Source organism: Clostridium isatidis (assembly GCF_002285495.1).
Taxonomy (GTDB): Bacteria; Bacillota; Clostridia; order Clostridiales; family Clostridiaceae; genus Clostridium; species Clostridium isatidis.
On sequence record NZ_CP016786.1, the window covers coordinates 1,925,025 to 1,939,123 of the forward strand.

General features: G+C 26.8%; 15 protein-coding genes and 1 tRNA gene. 10 read left to right on the forward strand and 6 right to left on the reverse strand.

All coding sequences use genetic code 11. The features are described from left to right. Window positions 1-105: 105 nt before the first annotated feature. The 3 genes from BEN51_RS09140 to BEN51_RS09150 all read left to right on the forward strand — a co-directional run bounded on the left by BEN51_RS09140 (window position 106) and on the right by BEN51_RS09150 (window position 2,645). Window positions 106-729 carry a hypothetical protein gene (locus tag BEN51_RS09140; protein WP_119865763.1) on the forward strand — a complete coding sequence of 208 codons (624 nt, stop codon included), beginning with the start codon at window positions 106-108 and terminating at the stop codon, window positions 727-729. A 216-nt stretch (window positions 730-945) separates the two neighbouring features. Beyond that, on the forward strand, window positions 946-1,887 hold the full coding sequence (gene rocF / locus BEN51_RS09145; RefSeq protein ID WP_119865764.1) for an arginase: 942 nt from the start codon (window positions 946-948) through the stop codon (window positions 1,885-1,887). Window positions 1,888-2,015: 128 nt separating this feature from the next. Continuing rightward, window positions 2,016-2,645 (forward strand): 3'-5' exonuclease, encoded by a 630-nt coding sequence (locus tag BEN51_RS09150; protein ID WP_119865765.1) that lies wholly within the window; start codon window positions 2,016-2,018, stop codon window positions 2,643-2,645. 155 nt (window positions 2,646-2,800) lie between these two features. Here BEN51_RS09150 and BEN51_RS09155 read toward each other — a convergent pair whose 3' ends face one another. Further along, window positions 2,801-3,835, reverse strand: coding sequence for a GNAT family N-acetyltransferase (locus BEN51_RS09155; protein ID WP_119865766.1), 1,035 nt, complete (start codon window positions 3,833-3,835; stop codon window positions 2,801-2,803). Window positions 3,836-4,294: 459 nt separating this feature from the next. On the opposite strand from BEN51_RS09155, the gene BEN51_RS09160 reads away from it, so the two are divergent. From BEN51_RS09160 to BEN51_RS09180, 5 genes are read left to right on the forward strand one after another with little or no spacing between them, the layout of a single operon-like run. Next, window positions 4,295-4,834 (forward strand): helix-turn-helix domain-containing protein, encoded by a 540-nt coding sequence (locus BEN51_RS09160; protein ID WP_119865767.1) that lies wholly within the window; start codon window positions 4,295-4,297, stop codon window positions 4,832-4,834. A gap of 23 nt (window positions 4,835-4,857) precedes the next feature. Next, window positions 4,858-5,907, forward strand: a complete 1,050-nt coding sequence (gene potA / locus BEN51_RS09165; RefSeq protein WP_119865768.1) for a spermidine/putrescine ABC transporter ATP-binding protein — start codon at window positions 4,858-4,860, stop codon at window positions 5,905-5,907. Beyond that, a complete protein-coding gene (locus tag BEN51_RS09170; protein WP_119865769.1) occupies window positions 5,900-6,754 on the forward strand; it encodes an ABC transporter permease in 855 nt (284 codons plus the stop codon). Before potA ends, BEN51_RS09170 begins: the two co-directional genes overlap by 8 nt. After that, the gene (locus BEN51_RS09175) at window positions 6,748-7,560 is read left to right on the forward strand and encodes an ABC transporter permease (protein ID WP_119865770.1); all 813 of its coding nucleotides are present in this window, start codon (window positions 6,748-6,750) and stop codon (window positions 7,558-7,560) included. The genes BEN51_RS09170 and BEN51_RS09175 overlap by 7 nt, the downstream gene beginning before the upstream one ends. Then, a complete protein-coding gene (locus tag BEN51_RS09180) occupies window positions 7,547-8,617 on the forward strand; it encodes an ABC transporter substrate-binding protein (protein WP_119865771.1) in 1,071 nt (356 codons plus the stop codon). The genes BEN51_RS09175 and BEN51_RS09180 overlap by 14 nt, the downstream gene beginning before the upstream one ends. A 116-nt stretch (window positions 8,618-8,733) precedes the next feature. On the opposite strand, the gene ndk is transcribed toward BEN51_RS09180, so the two are convergent. After that, the gene (gene ndk, locus BEN51_RS09185) at window positions 8,734-9,138 is read right to left on the reverse strand and encodes a nucleoside-diphosphate kinase (protein ID WP_207652763.1); all 405 of its coding nucleotides are present in this window, start codon (window positions 9,136-9,138) and stop codon (window positions 8,734-8,736) included. Window positions 9,139-9,237: 99 nt separating this feature from the next. Here ndk and BEN51_RS09190 point away from each other — a divergent pair, with 99 nt between their 5' ends. Next, the gene (locus BEN51_RS09190) at window positions 9,238-9,510 is read left to right on the forward strand and encodes an acylphosphatase (protein WP_119865773.1); all 273 of its coding nucleotides are present in this window, start codon (window positions 9,238-9,240) and stop codon (window positions 9,508-9,510) included. Window positions 9,511-9,716: 206 nt separating this feature from the next. Here BEN51_RS09190 and BEN51_RS09195 read toward each other — a convergent pair whose 3' ends face one another. Both BEN51_RS09195 and ppaX read right to left on the reverse strand, forming a co-directional pair. Next, the gene (locus BEN51_RS09195) at window positions 9,717-10,352 is read right to left on the reverse strand and encodes a glycoside hydrolase family 73 protein (protein WP_119865774.1); all 636 of its coding nucleotides are present in this window, start codon (window positions 10,350-10,352) and stop codon (window positions 9,717-9,719) included. 102 nt (window positions 10,353-10,454) lie between these two features. Beyond that, window positions 10,455-11,108 carry a pyrophosphatase PpaX gene (ppaX, locus tag BEN51_RS09200; RefSeq protein WP_119865775.1) on the reverse strand — a complete coding sequence of 218 codons (654 nt, stop codon included), beginning with the start codon at window positions 11,106-11,108 and terminating at the stop codon, window positions 10,455-10,457. Between the two features lie 239 nt (window positions 11,109-11,347). Here ppaX and BEN51_RS09205 point away from each other — a divergent pair, with 239 nt between their 5' ends. Continuing rightward, window positions 11,348-12,151, forward strand: a complete 804-nt coding sequence (locus BEN51_RS09205) for a putative ABC transporter permease (RefSeq protein WP_119865776.1) — start codon at window positions 11,348-11,350, stop codon at window positions 12,149-12,151. Between the two features lie 5 nt (window positions 12,152-12,156). Here the strand turns inward: BEN51_RS09205 and BEN51_RS09210 are convergent. Next, window positions 12,157-12,242, reverse strand: a tRNA-Leu gene (locus tag BEN51_RS09210). Between the two features lie 159 nt (window positions 12,243-12,401). Then, on the reverse strand, window positions 12,402-14,066 hold the full coding sequence (gene treC, locus BEN51_RS09215) for an alpha,alpha-phosphotrehalase (RefSeq protein WP_119865777.1): 1,665 nt from the start codon (window positions 14,064-14,066) through the stop codon (window positions 12,402-12,404). Window positions 14,067-14,099 lie beyond the last annotated feature (33 nt).

Below are 14,099 nucleotides of genomic sequence, written 5' to 3' on the forward strand. Positions count from 1 at the left end.
TCAATTCTTAATTATATAATTTTTCTTAGTTAATCAATACTTTTATTGTATTTTTATGTTTATTTTTTATAAATTTTGTTAATAATTCAGCTAAGAGGTGATTTTATGAATAATAAATATTCAAATAACTTTAATACATTAAAAACGAAAATTTCTCTAGCAATTTTCATTATTTCTTTATTTATTATTTGTTTTTTATTAAGCTACTTTGTTTCTGATTATCTTACAAATCCAAAATATAGAGTTGAAAATGATAATTATAATAACAAAACAGTATATAATGAAACATCAAATTATTTAGATGATAATATTTTTGTTACCTTAAAAACTATAGATAACATCGATTTTTCCGAAAGTTTATCAAAGCTAAAAAATGTAATGAATTTAGAAGGCAACCTTACCCTTGATTCTTTAAGTGAAGAATTATCTAAAGTAGGATATAAACTTTCTGACTGGAATGAGGCAAAGCTGATTTACGTAAGATCAGAAGAAGTAAATTCCACATCTCTAGAACCTAATAAATATTATTTAGGAGCTGAAGAAGGTTATATAAGCATATTTAAAACTGACGAAAACGGAAAAGTAATTGAAGAAGAAAAAAAAGTATATACTGAATATAAGCCTCTAAGCGATCTCCCTGAAATAGATCAAGAGGCAATTAAAAATAACGAATTTTTCTTTGATACAAAAGATGAAGCATTAATAAAATTAAGTGAAATGGTTTCATAATAATGCAAAAATTAACTACTAAAACATACACTATTTATTATGGTTTGTTTTAGTAGTTTTTTAATGTAAACATTTTATTGATTTTTATAGTAATAATTTAATTCTTTTCACAATAAATTCTAATAAATTTCTATTTACAACTTCCCCATTAAGAATTAATATATAAATTGCCCAATAAGTTATCCAAGAAATTTATTCTATTTGGAGGTTTGTTTAATGAAAATTAGTATAATAGATATGCCATTATTTTTAGGGTGTGATAAACCCGGTGTCGAAAAGGGACCAAAAGTATTAAGAGAGAACAACCTTCTAAATATCTTTAATCAAAGTCATATAGTCTGTGATATGGGCGAAGTTCATATAAACAATGTTTCTTCAAAGGATAAATACACAGCTAATGCGAAAATGAAGTATTTAGATGAAGTTATTAAAGCAAATTTTTTATTAGCTTCTAAAGTATATGAATCTTTATCAAATTCTAATCTCCCATTAGTTATTGGGGGTGATCATTCACTGGCTTTAGGGAGCATTGCTGGGTCAAGCAAATATTTTAACAAAGATATTGCAGTTATATGGATAGATGCTCACGGAGATATAAATACAGATAAAACTTCACCTACTGGTAATATCCACGGAATGCCTTTAGCTGGTTCTATGGGAATAGGGCACGAAAGTTTAGTTAACCTTTTCTATCAAGGACAAAAAGTGAAGCCTGAAAATGTATTTTTAATAGGCTGTAGGGACTTAGATTTAGGCGAATTAGAATTAATAAAAGAATATAATCTAAATGTTTGGACAATGAAGGACATTAAAGAAAAAGGCATAACATTAGTTTTAGATGAATTAATTGAAGCCTTATATGCAAGAAATATAAATAATATTCATTTTAGTTTTGATATAGATAGTTTAGATTCTTCCCTTGTTCCTGGAACAGGTACCCCTGTAAAAGATGGACTTGCCTTTTCTGAAGGAAAAGAAATAATTGAGAGAATAATAGGAACATCTTTAGTAAGGGCAATGGATTTTGTAGAATTTAATCCGTTGCTAGATAACAATAATAGAACACTTGAAATATGTTTAGAATTATTAAAGGTAGTATCTAAATCAATGGAGAAAATATCAAATACAAATATAATAGCTGATACTTTAGTTGTTTAAACACAATAAAATTGTATATAATAACCAATAGTTTAATTTTTATCTATTGGTTATTTTTTTATATTTTATGTTATTATATAAATTATGTTATTATATACTTTGTAAACTATGTATCTTAGGAGGATAAAATGAAATTACTATTTTTTGATACAGAAACAACAAGCATAAAACCTGGCAACATATGTCAATTAAGTTATATACTTGTTGATGCTTCTACTAAACCACAAACTACAATAGGTAAAAACTTTTTTTTCACTGTAGATAATATGGATGAAGGTGCTGAAGCAGTACACGGCTTCTCCCTTGAAAAATTGTACGAATTATCTAAAGGGTGTGAATTTATAGATTTTATTCAAGATTTTATGCCTGATTTTTATGAAGCTGATTTTATTATTGGACATAACGTTCAATTTGATATAAAATTTTTAAAACATGAAATACAGCAACTTTGGGATGCTGGAATGATTGAAGAAAATTGGGAACCTAAAAATACATTTTGCACTATGTCTTATTATAAAAATATATGTAAAATTCCTAGTCCATCTGGTAGCATAAAAAACCCAAAATTATCTGAAGTTGTAGACTACCTTAAAATAAGTGAAGATCAAATAATTCAAAAAGCAAATGACCTTTTTGAAGGAAGCGGTAATTATCACGATGCAAGATTTGATACTACTGCTACATATTTATTAGTAATACAAGGTATGAAGAAAGGACTTATAAAACCTGGATATTTTTCAAATCTTTTAAAGAAATAAGGCTTTGACAGTTCACATTGCACAATTCGCAGTTCATAATTTCAGCTGAAACTACTATGTAGTTTATAAAATTTGTATTTCTTAATTCAGCTCTGCTGAATTATTTCCACAACTGTGTACCGTGCCTTGTGAACTGTTCACTTAAACAAGTCATTTTAACTATTTTCTATGAAATGCTTCTTAATATTTAATGCTATTTTTTCTCCAAGAATATTTCTTATTATGTTTATACAAGCGTTTATATTTTCTTTATAATCCCTAGCTATTATAATTTTTCCATAGTCTAAAAGCTTCTTATCTTCTGATATATTTATATTTAAATTTTTTTCTAATTCCATTAATTCCTTAGATAATAAAATAATATAATCACTATTAAAATATTCTTTTCTTATATATTCAATAATATGAGACCTGTCCAAATTTAGCTTTACACTATCACTTCCAGGAATTACAAAAATACTCTTTTTCCTAACTAATTCCTGATAGTTTCTTTCAATATAAAAATGAATTTTACCTTCAGTTACTACTTCTTTCTTATTTGAAACTAAATGGATATTAAAATAATTATTATTTAACAATTCATTTGCAGTAGTAAATATTTTTACTGCTATTGAATAATCTAAAATATTCATATCATCATAGCATAATATATAAACATCTTTATTATCAGTTCTATCATAGGCAGAAAATTGATTTTTTTCTAACTTATATGTTACTTGCTCTTTAAATTTATTTATAACTTCAAAACCTAATTTATCAAATAATTTTTTTGCTTCTTTAGTATCTGCTGAATCGATTATTGCTTCTCCACCAAAATTCCAAAAATAATACTCTAAAAGTAACTTTAATGCTTCACTTGCATATCCAAGCCCCCTATACTTATAATGGATTTTTACATTTATTCTTGCTACTTTTGTTATAGAATTATATCCATGAAAACTAACCTCTCCTACAGGATTATCTTTTAAATCATAAATGAGGCAAAAGAAATTCTTCCCATCTGTTGGATAAACCATTTTCCTATAAAACATTTCCCATTTTTCTTTAGGAAAAAAATAAGTTCCTCCTATATCCTTCATATTTTTTTCATTTCCCCATAGTTTTTCAACAAAAGATAGTTCCTCTAGTTTAGGATTTCTAATATATATTTTATTTCCCCGCCTTATATATAAATTATTCTTTTGATCCATTATACCACCTATCTATTTACTAAATTATCTTAGTTAATATAAACTACTATCTCATAATTTGCTAATTTTATCAAGAAAGATAGTTTACAAAAATCTACTTATTTTCCTATTTTGTAAGATTACAATTTTCTACAAAATATTTTCAGAATTTTTTCACAAAAAATAAAGAAGAAAAATAATTTAGTCTTACTAAACTCAAAGTGTTGTTTTATTAAACTTTGTTTTCTCTCTACATTCCTTACTTCAATATTTTCAATGGTTATAGCAATTATTTTTACAATAAAAAATCAATATTTTTTAAAAAAATATTGATTTATATTTCATTAATAGATATAATATCTATTGTTTGTTTAGTAATCATAAACTTAGTGTTTAGTATTAAGAAGATACTATTCTACTAATATTTTTTAATTTTAATAAATTGTTAATATAAAAATAATAGTAAATAGAGGTGTATTTGTGAATATTGGAGAAAAAATACGTAGATTACGTATTGAAAAACAATTAACTCAGGAAGAACTTGCAAATAGGTGTGAACTTTCTAAAGGTTTTATATCTCAAGTAGAAAACGAATTAACCTCACCTTCTATAGCTACTTTAGTAGATATATTAGAAACATTAGGGACAAATCTAACAGAATTTTTTAGTGATGCCAGTGAGGAAAAAATCACCTTCACCTATGAGGATATGTTCGAAACTGAAAATGAAGAACTGAAATATAAGCTAAAATGGCTTATACCTAATGCTCAAAAGAATCAAATGGAACCCATTATGATTACTTTAGAAGCTAATGGACGATATATTGAAGAAGAACCTCATGAAGGTGAAGAATTTGGATATGTGCTTTCAGGATCAATAATACTTCATATAGGAAATAAAAAATTTAAAGTAAAAAAGGGAGAAAGTTTTTACTTTAAGCCAAAGTCAAATCATTATATTTCTAATAATGGAAAAACTCAGGCTAAAGTCCTTTGGATTAGTACGCCGCCATCATTTTAATTTATATAAAAGAGGTGTTTAAATTGAAACAAAATATAATTGAACTTAAGGGGATTTCTAAAACTTTTGATGATAACCTAGTTTTAGATAATATTAATTTATGTATCAAAGAAAATGAATTTTTAACATTGCTGGGTCCCAGTGGATGCGGTAAAACTACTACCTTAAGAATTATCGCTGGTTTTGAAGAAAGTAATAGTGGTGAATTATTATTTAATGGTACAGATATATCCACTTTACCTCCTTATAAAAGGCAAGTAAACACCGTATTTCAAAAATATGCTCTATTTCCTCATATGAATGTTTATGAAAATATTGCTTTTGGGCTTAAAATAAAAAAACTTTCTAAAGCTGAAATTGATAGCAAGGTAAAAAATATTCTTAAACTTGTTTCTTTAGAAGGCTTTGAAAAGAGAAATATCGAATCCCTAAGTGGTGGACAGCAGCAAAGAATTGCTATAGCAAGAGCTCTCGTTAATGAGCCAAAGGTATTGCTTCTTGATGAACCTCTTGGAGCATTAGACTTAAAACTTAGAAAAGAAATGCAATTAGAATTAAAGAAAATTCAAAAAAGACTTGGAATTACTTTTATTTTTGTAACCCATGATCAAGAAGAAGCTTTAACTATGTCAGATAAAATAGTTGTTATGAATAAAGGTAAAATACAACAAATGGGCACTCCAGAAGATATTTATAATGAACCTGCTAATGCTTTTGTTGCTGGATTTATTGGTGAAAGCAACATATTTGACGGTATTATGCTGGAAGATTATAAAGTTAAATTTTCTAACAAAATATTTGAATGTGTTGATAAAGGCTTTTCTCAAAACGAGAATGTTGATATCGTAATAAGACCTGAGGATATTAAAATTGTTTCAGCTGATAAAGGTATGTTAAAAGGAATTGTTAAATCAGTTATTTTTAAAGGTGTTCATTATGAAATTGAAGTTGAAGAAGGAAATAATAAATGGATATTACACAATACAAAATCTGCAGAAGTAGATTCCATTATTGGACTAGATATTTATCCTGAAGATATCCATATAATGAGAAAGGCTGCTGAAAATGAGTAAAATAAAGAAAAATAAAACTAACTTTTTAGCATATCCTTTTATCATTTGGAGCACAATCTTTATTGTAGTACCTTTATTAATAGTTTTATTCTTTGCCTTTACAATCAAAAATCCTAATGGCAACTATGTGTTTTCCTTTGAAAACTTTAATAAACTATTTAACGCTGAATACATGAAGGTTTTTCAAAGAAGTTTATGGTTAGCCTTTTTATCAACAATTTGGTGTTTAATTTTAGGATATCCTGTAGCATATTTTATTTCTAAAATGAAACCTTCTAAAGGAAGTATAATGATAATGTTATTTATAGTTCCTATGTGGATGAATTTCTTACTTAGAACTTATGCTTGGATGCCCATCCTTGGTAAAAATGGTTTTATAAATAATATCCTTGGTTTCTTTAATTTAGGACCTTATCAATTTTTATATAATGACGGTACTGTTATTTTAGGTATGATTTATAATTTCTTACCTTTTATGATACTACCAATATATACTGTCCTAACAAAAATGGATAATAATCTTCTAAACGCTGCAGCAGATCTAGGAGCAAATAGATTTCAAGTATTTCAAAAAATTGTCCTTCCCCTTAGTATGCCAGGGGTAATATCAGGAATAACAATGGTATTTATGCCTGCTGTTTCAACCTTTGTTATTTCAAGATTATTAGGCGGTGGACAATATACCCTTCTAGGTAACTTAATAGAACAACAATTTACAAATGTAGGAAATTGGAACTTCGGTTCTGCCATATCAGTATTTATGATGATAATAATATTAATATCCATGGCTATAATGAGTAAATTTGATAGCGCCGATTCAAAAGAAGGGGGAGGGCAATTATGGTAAAAAAATTAGAAAATTTCATAAAAAGATTTTATCTTTTATTGATATTTATTTTCTTATATACTCCGATAGTTTCGCTGATGGTTTTCTCCTTTAACGAATCAAAAACCATGGGTAAATGGACTGGTTTTACTTTGAAATGGTACAAAGAATTATTTGATAACAGTCGAATAATGGAAGCATTATTTTATACAGTACTAATTGCTATAATTTCTTCAATAATTGCTACAATAATAGGTACTTTTGCTGCAATTGGAATTAATAAAATGAAAGGTTCTAAAAAAACCCTTTTATTAAATATAAATTATCTACCAGTTTTAAACCCTGATATAGTAACAGGAATATCTTTAATGAGTTTATTTATATTTATTAGACCATTAATAAATGTAGAATTTGGTTTTGCTACAATGCTTCTAGCTCATATAACTTTTGATATACCTTATGTTGTATTAGCAGTATTACCAAAGCTAAGACAATTACCTGATAATATTGAAGAAGCTGCTTTAGATTTAGGCGCTACTCCAGGTTATACTTTAAGAAAAATAATATTACCACAAATAAAACCAGGAATTATTTCAGGTATGCTTATTGCCTTTACTATGTCTATTGATGATTTTGTTATTAGTTTCTTCACTACTGGTCCAGGAGTTACTAATCTTTCTATAGAAATCTACTCCATGGCTAGAAGAGGTATTAAGCCAGAAATTAATGCATTATCTACGTTAATGTTTATTACTGTTTTATGTCTTCTATTAATTGCAAATAGAAAAGAATTTATAACAAGAGGTGATAAAATTGAAAAAAATTAAACAAGTTGTTGCACTATGTACATCATTACTACTACTATCATCATCTTTAGTATCATGCTCATCTAAAGGTAATGGAAATAATAAAGAGGAAAGAGTTTTAAATGTATTTAATTATGGAGATTATATCGATGAGGATCTTATAGACAAATTTGAAAAAGAAACTGGAATAAAAGTTATTTATGATACTTATGAAACAAATGAAATAATGTATCAAAAAGTAAAAAGTAATCCAGGAGCATATGATATATTATTCCCATCTGACTATATGATAGAAAAAATGATTAAAGAAGATATGCTGGAAAAACTAGATTTTAATAACATTCCTAACTATGAATATATTGGTGAGCAATATAAAAATTTAGTTTATGACCCAAATAATGAGTATTCTGTTCCATATATGTGGGGAACTATTGGTATAATATACAATGCTGATAATATTAAAGATAATATTGATAGCTGGAATAATCTTTGGAATGAAAAATACTCTGGAGATATCTTAATGTTTGATTCTATCAGAGATACTCTTGCAATTTCATTAGCAAGAAAAGGATATTCTATTAACTCTACAAATCCAAAAGAAATAGAAGAAGCTGCTAATGAATTAATCAAACAAAAACCTTTAGTTCAAGCTTATGTTATGGATGAAGTAAAAGAAAAAATGGTTAATGGTGAAGCTAACTTTGCAACTGTTTATTCTGGCGATGCAATATATATTCAACAAGATGCACCTGATATCAACTTTAAATACGTTGTTCCTAAAGAAGGTTCTAATATTTGGTTTGATGCTATGGTTATTCCAAAAGGTGCTGTAAATAAAGATGAAGCTGAAGAATTTATAAATTTCTTAAGCAATCCTGAGAACGCAAAACAAAATGTTGAATATATAGGATACTCTACTCCAAATGTAGCTGCTTACGAACTATTAGATAAAGAAATTCAAAATAACGAAACAGCATATCCTTCAGAAGAACTTCTTAAAAAATGTGAAATATATAGAGACTTAGGTGAAAATATTAAACTTTATGATGATGCATGGCTAAATGTAAAAATGAAATAAATTACAAAGGGAACTTTATGTAAACTACTAAGTTATACAAAGTTCCCTTTTGGATTCTCATTCAATTTAGTTAATAAATTTTATCGACTAAATTATCTACTATCACCTATTACTTTTTAATTATTATTAAACCATAATTCAATTTCATTCATAGCACTTTCCATGCTATCAGAAGCATGCACACAATTTTCTCTTATACTAGTGCCAAATAATTTCCTTATTGTGCCTTCTTCTGCCTTTGTAGGATCAGTGCTTCCATTAATTTTTCTAATTCTTTCAATAGCATTTTCTCCTTCTAAAACCATTGCACATAATGGTCCTTTAGTAATAAATTCTATTAAAGGTTCATAAAAACTTTTTCCTATATGATCTTTATAATGTTTAGCTGCAAAACTTCTACTTATAGTTTCCATTTTTAATTTTACAACCTTTAATCCATTTTCCTCATACATATTAATAATTTTTCCTACTAAGTTTCTTTCCACCGCATCTGGTTTAATTAGTACTAATGACCTCTCCATAATTCTCCTCCCGTTTATTAAATTTTGTTATATATTATTTTTCCCTCAATTATATTATATATGATATAATTTTTTTATAAAGAGTTAGGGAGGTATTTTATGGTTAGATTTCATATTTTAGCACAAGGTAGAGTTCAAGGAGTAGGCTTTAGATTCTTTTGCCAAATGAATGCAACATCCCTAGGCTTAACAGGATGGGTAAAAAACTTATATAATGGTGATGTTGAAATGGAAGTTCAAGGTGATTTGGATAAGATTAATAAATTTATTGATCTTGTTAAGGAAGGTAATAGATTTATACGTGTAGATAATTTAAATGTTAAAGAAATTGATATAAAAGATAAAGAGAAGAAATTTACAGCAAAATATTAAAAGATTGTGAAGCAATCTTTTAGTTTACAGTTTATAAGGTGCAGTTCTCAGTTAAGTAAGAAACTACTACGTAGTTTCTAAAATTATATTTCTATAATCTCTTTTGGAGATTATAAATATTATAATTCAGCTTAAGCTGAATTATTTCCTAAACTGTACACTGTGAACTGTACACTGCACACTAATAAAGATTGCTTCACAATCTTTTATAATTGTTCATCTATTTCATATAGTTTATACTCTTCAATTATTCCTATTAATATATCTGCATATATTAATTCTCCATTTTCGTCTGTTACAGTTGCATAACCTGCTCTTTCTAAAGCTTCTGCTTGACCTATATAATCATTACTATCAAATAAACCATTTTCAGAATATCTAGAATTTTCATATAAAAATCTTCCATGATCTTTAATTGAAGCTTTATAGCTATCATATGTTCTAAAGTTAGCAGTAATTTTATCTTGATAATTTTCCATAGTTTCAAAAGTAACTACTTCTCCAGTATAACTTTCATCAGCCTTTATTCCAAATAAATTATGATATTCCTTTGCCAATGTTGATTCCCCAAAATCAGATTCTACTACTGCTTGCGCAATTGTTATAGAGGGCAGTATTCCATACTTTTTATAATTCTCTAATGCACCCTCTTTAACCATTTCTATAAACTCTATTTTTGAAGAATAAGTTTCATTATTTCTACTTTTCGATAGAATATTGAAACTTATAATAAAACTTGCAGCAAACAATATTGATAATAGTATTAATTTATTTTTAAAATTTTTTCTTTTATTAAAGATTTTATAATTTTCTATCCCTCTATATGTTCCTAATCCCCTCATATTCCCCCTCACAATCCTATTAAAATATAACCGTATAAATCACTAATTTCATTGGAATAGTAATTTATACGGTATAATTAAAATATTTTTCTATTTATGAACTTAATTTATTAAATTTAATATTTCTAATGGATGACTAACAAAATAGTCTGGATTAGCTTCCTTTAATTTTTCTTTATTAATATAGCTATATTCAACTGCACAGGTTTTACAGCCCGCATTTTTTCCACATAAAATATCATAATTACTATCACCTACAATAATGGCTTCTTTAGGAGCAATTGAAAGTTCTAGACAAGCCTTTAAAGCTGGTTCTGCGTAAGGTTTATGTAATTCTGTTAATTCAGGAGTAACAATAACATCTATAAATTCAAGAATTCCTGCTATTTTCATTCCTCTTATTGCAATTTTTCCTCTTTTTGAAGTAACTATTGCTATCTTTATTCCTTTAGCTTTAAGCTGTGTTAATAACTCTTTTACACCATCAAAAGCAAAACACATTTTATCATGCATTTCTTCATTATTACTTCTATAATAATTTATTAAATCTTCTAAAATATCTTTATTAAATTTATCTATTTTTTTTAAATGATATTCAAAGGCATCCTTCAGAGGAATTCCAAAAAAGCTTACTATTTCATTTCTTTCTAAAATAATACCTAACTTGTCCTTAAAAGTCCTATCAAAAGAATTATATATTAACTCATTTGTATCTAATAATGTTCCATCTAAATCAAATAATACTGCTTTTATCATCTATTACTCCTATTTCTTCTTTATATTATAGCTGGGTAAGCATTTTTAATTCTATACACATTATAGAATTTTTTTCAATAAAACACAAGCTAAAGCACAATAACTTCCATATTATAATACATATTCCATGTTATACTAAATATATATATTAATAATATAGTAATAAATATTTATTAATTTTTTAAAGTATATTTTTTATAATATATAAAAAATATAAATTACTTTTTGGAGGTTAGACTATGAATTTCCAATTGTATGAATTGTTATTATTATTTTTCATATATTCTTTTTTAGGTTGGTGTTTAGAAGTTTCCTATGCAGCTATTAACACAGGTAAATTTGTTAATAGAGGCTTTTTATACGGAGTGATTTGTCCAATATACGGAATAGGAGCAGTAATTGTAATTATTTCTCTTACACCATTAATAAATAATATTTTAATTTTATTTTTAGGTTCAGTTTTCCTCACTAGCTTTTTAGAATTCATTACTGGTTTTATTTTAGAAAAAGTCTTTCAAAATAAATGGTGGGACTACTCCAATCTCCCTTTTAATATTAAAGGGTATATATGCCTCAGATTTTCTATTTATTGGGGAATTGGATGTGTATTTATTATGAAAATTATACAGCCTTTTATTTATACATTTATAAAAGCTCTTCCTATTATTCTAGGTAAGTTTATCATTACACTCATGATATTACTTATACTCATAGACATTATAGCTACAATAATAACAGTATTAAATCTTAATAAAAGATTAAAATTAATAGATGAAATTTCAAGAAATATTAAAAAACTTTCAGATGAGATTGGACAGACAATTTCAGACACAAGTTTAAAGGTTTCAGAAAAGATTTCTCCTATTAAAGAAGATTTAAATAACCGTAAATTAATACTTGATGAATTGAAAGTAAAATACAAAGAAATGTTTGAAAAAAATATACGTAGCCATAATAGAATATTAAAAGCCTTCCCAAGTTTAAGATCTAAAAAATACAACTTAATCTTAGAAAAGCTTAAAAATTACCATATAAAAAAATAAATATTTGGTGCAGATGGCGGGACTTGAACCCGCACGAGGATTCCCTCGTCACCCCCTCAAGATGATGCGTCTGCCATTCCGCCACATCTGCATATTTTGTATAATTTATTTTAAGATATTTTAATAAAACTTTCAAGAGAAATAATAATCCAATTTATCCTTTTATAAATTTAAAATAAGGAGATATATAATTATATTAATATATCTCCTTATTTTTAGATTTTAGAAGCTAAAATAACTAATTTTTAATCTATAAATTGTTAATTGATATAACAATTGATCCATATGGTCCTAAAAACGCCTTATTTCCTTCAATTCTATTTTCCTTAGAATTAGTTAAAAGAACTTTATCAATATTCTTTAATTCATCCCAATCAACAAAGGTACTTTTTTCATAGAAATTGCATAGCACAACAATTTTTTTATTGTCTTTTTCTCTTATATAAGCTAATACTTGTGGATGATCTTCTAAAACAGGTATAAACTTTCCTTCTGAAATTATGTCACTTTCTTCTCTTAGTTTTATAAGCTTTCTGTAATAATTTAAAATTGAATTTCCATTTCTATCTTCTAATTTAACATTTATTTCAGTATAATTTTTAGCTGCATTTATCCAAGGAGTTCCTTTTGTGAAGCCTCCATTCTTTTCACTATTCCATTGCATAGGTGTTCTTGAGGTATCTCTTGATCTATTATTTAATATATCTAATACTTCTTTTTCATCTACTCCATCTTTTAATAGGATCTCATATGCGTTTAAGGATTCAACATCCCTAAACTCTTCTATACTTTCAAAATTTGGATTCGTCATACCTATTTCTTCACCTTGATATATATAAGGAGTTCCTCTCATTAAATGAATTACTGTCCCTAACATTTTAGCAGATTCTTCCCTATAAACAGTATCATTTCCAAACCTTGATACTATTCTTGGTTGATCGTGATTACACCAAAATAATGCATTCCATCCATTTCCCTTTTCCATTTGAACTTGCCATGTAAATAGCAAATCTTTTAATGCTTTAAAATCAAAAGGCATTAGCTCCCACTTTTTATTATTCTTATAATCCACCTTTAAATGGTGAAAGTTAAATACCATATCTAATTCCTTATTATCAGGATTAGTATATTTAATACAATTTTCTATATTAGTGGATGACATTTCTCCAACAGTCATTATATTTTCATATTTTGAAAATACTTCTTTATTCATAAGATTTAAATACTCATGAATTCTAGGTCCATCTGTATAAAATCTTCTTCCATCTCTTGTTGCATCGCTATAATCATCATCTAAAAATCTTTGATCCTTCGATAATAAATTTACAACATCTAACCTAAAACCATCTACACCCATATCCAGCCAATATCTCATCATCTTAAATATTTCTTCCCTAACCCTTGGATTCTCCCAATTCAAATCAGCTTGAGTTACATCAAATAAATGTAAATAATATTTATTCAAACTCTCTACATATTCCCATGCTGATCCTCCAAATTTTGAACTCCAATTATTAGGTTTATCTCTCCAAATATAGAAATCATGATATGGATTATCTTCCCCTTTTAAAGCTTCTTTAAACCAATAATTCTCTGTTGATGTATGGTTAACAACCATATCCATTATTAGTTTCATACCTCTTTTATGAGTTTCATTTAAAAGCCTCTTAAAATCGTCAATGGTCCCAAACATTTCATCAATGTTATAGTAGTCAGCTATGTCATATCCATTATCATTCTGAGGTGACACATAAATAGGTGTTAGCCATATAACCTTTACCCCTAGACTATTTAGATAATCTAATTCTTCTATTATTCCTACTATATCTCCAATTCCATCTCCATTACTATCCTTAAAACTCTTTGGATAAATTTGATATACTACTGATGATTTCCACCAATTTTTCTTGTCCATAACTTCACCTCTTACAAATAATAGGTGGTTGCA

Excerpts from the sequence above, each read along its gene's own strand:
- BEN51_RS09205 (WP_119865776.1), top strand. The coding sequence starts at position 11,348 with ATGAATTTCCAATTGTATGAATTGTTATTATTATTTTTCATATATTCT.
- BEN51_RS09150 (WP_119865765.1), top strand. The coding sequence starts at position 2,016 with ATGAAATTACTATTTTTTGATACAGAAACAACAAGCATAAAACCTGGC.
- ppaX (WP_119865775.1), bottom strand. The coding sequence starts at position 11,108 with ATGATAAAAGCAGTATTATTTGATTTAGATGGAACATTATTAGATACA.
- ndk (WP_207652763.1), bottom strand. The coding sequence starts at position 9,138 with ATGGAGAGGTCATTAGTACTAATTAAACCAGATGCGGTGGAAAGAAAC.
- BEN51_RS09170 (WP_119865769.1), top strand. The coding sequence starts at position 5,900 with ATGAGTAAAATAAAGAAAAATAAAACTAACTTTTTAGCATATCCTTTT.
- BEN51_RS09190 (WP_119865773.1), top strand. The coding sequence starts at position 9,238 with ATGGTTAGATTTCATATTTTAGCACAAGGTAGAGTTCAAGGAGTAGGC.
- BEN51_RS09155 (WP_119865766.1), bottom strand. The coding sequence starts at position 3,835 with ATGGATCAAAAGAATAATTTATATATAAGGCGGGGAAATAAAATATAT.
- BEN51_RS09195 (WP_119865774.1), bottom strand. The coding sequence starts at position 10,352 with ATGAGGGGATTAGGAACATATAGAGGGATAGAAAATTATAAAATCTTT.
- treC (WP_119865777.1), bottom strand. The coding sequence starts at position 14,066 with ATGGACAAGAAAAATTGGTGGAAATCATCAGTAGTATATCAAATTTAT.
- rocF (WP_119865764.1), top strand. The coding sequence starts at position 946 with ATGAAAATTAGTATAATAGATATGCCATTATTTTTAGGGTGTGATAAA.
- BEN51_RS09175 (WP_119865770.1), top strand. The coding sequence starts at position 6,748 with ATGGTAAAAAAATTAGAAAATTTCATAAAAAGATTTTATCTTTTATTG.
- BEN51_RS09140 (WP_119865763.1), top strand. The coding sequence starts at position 106 with ATGAATAATAAATATTCAAATAACTTTAATACATTAAAAACGAAAATT.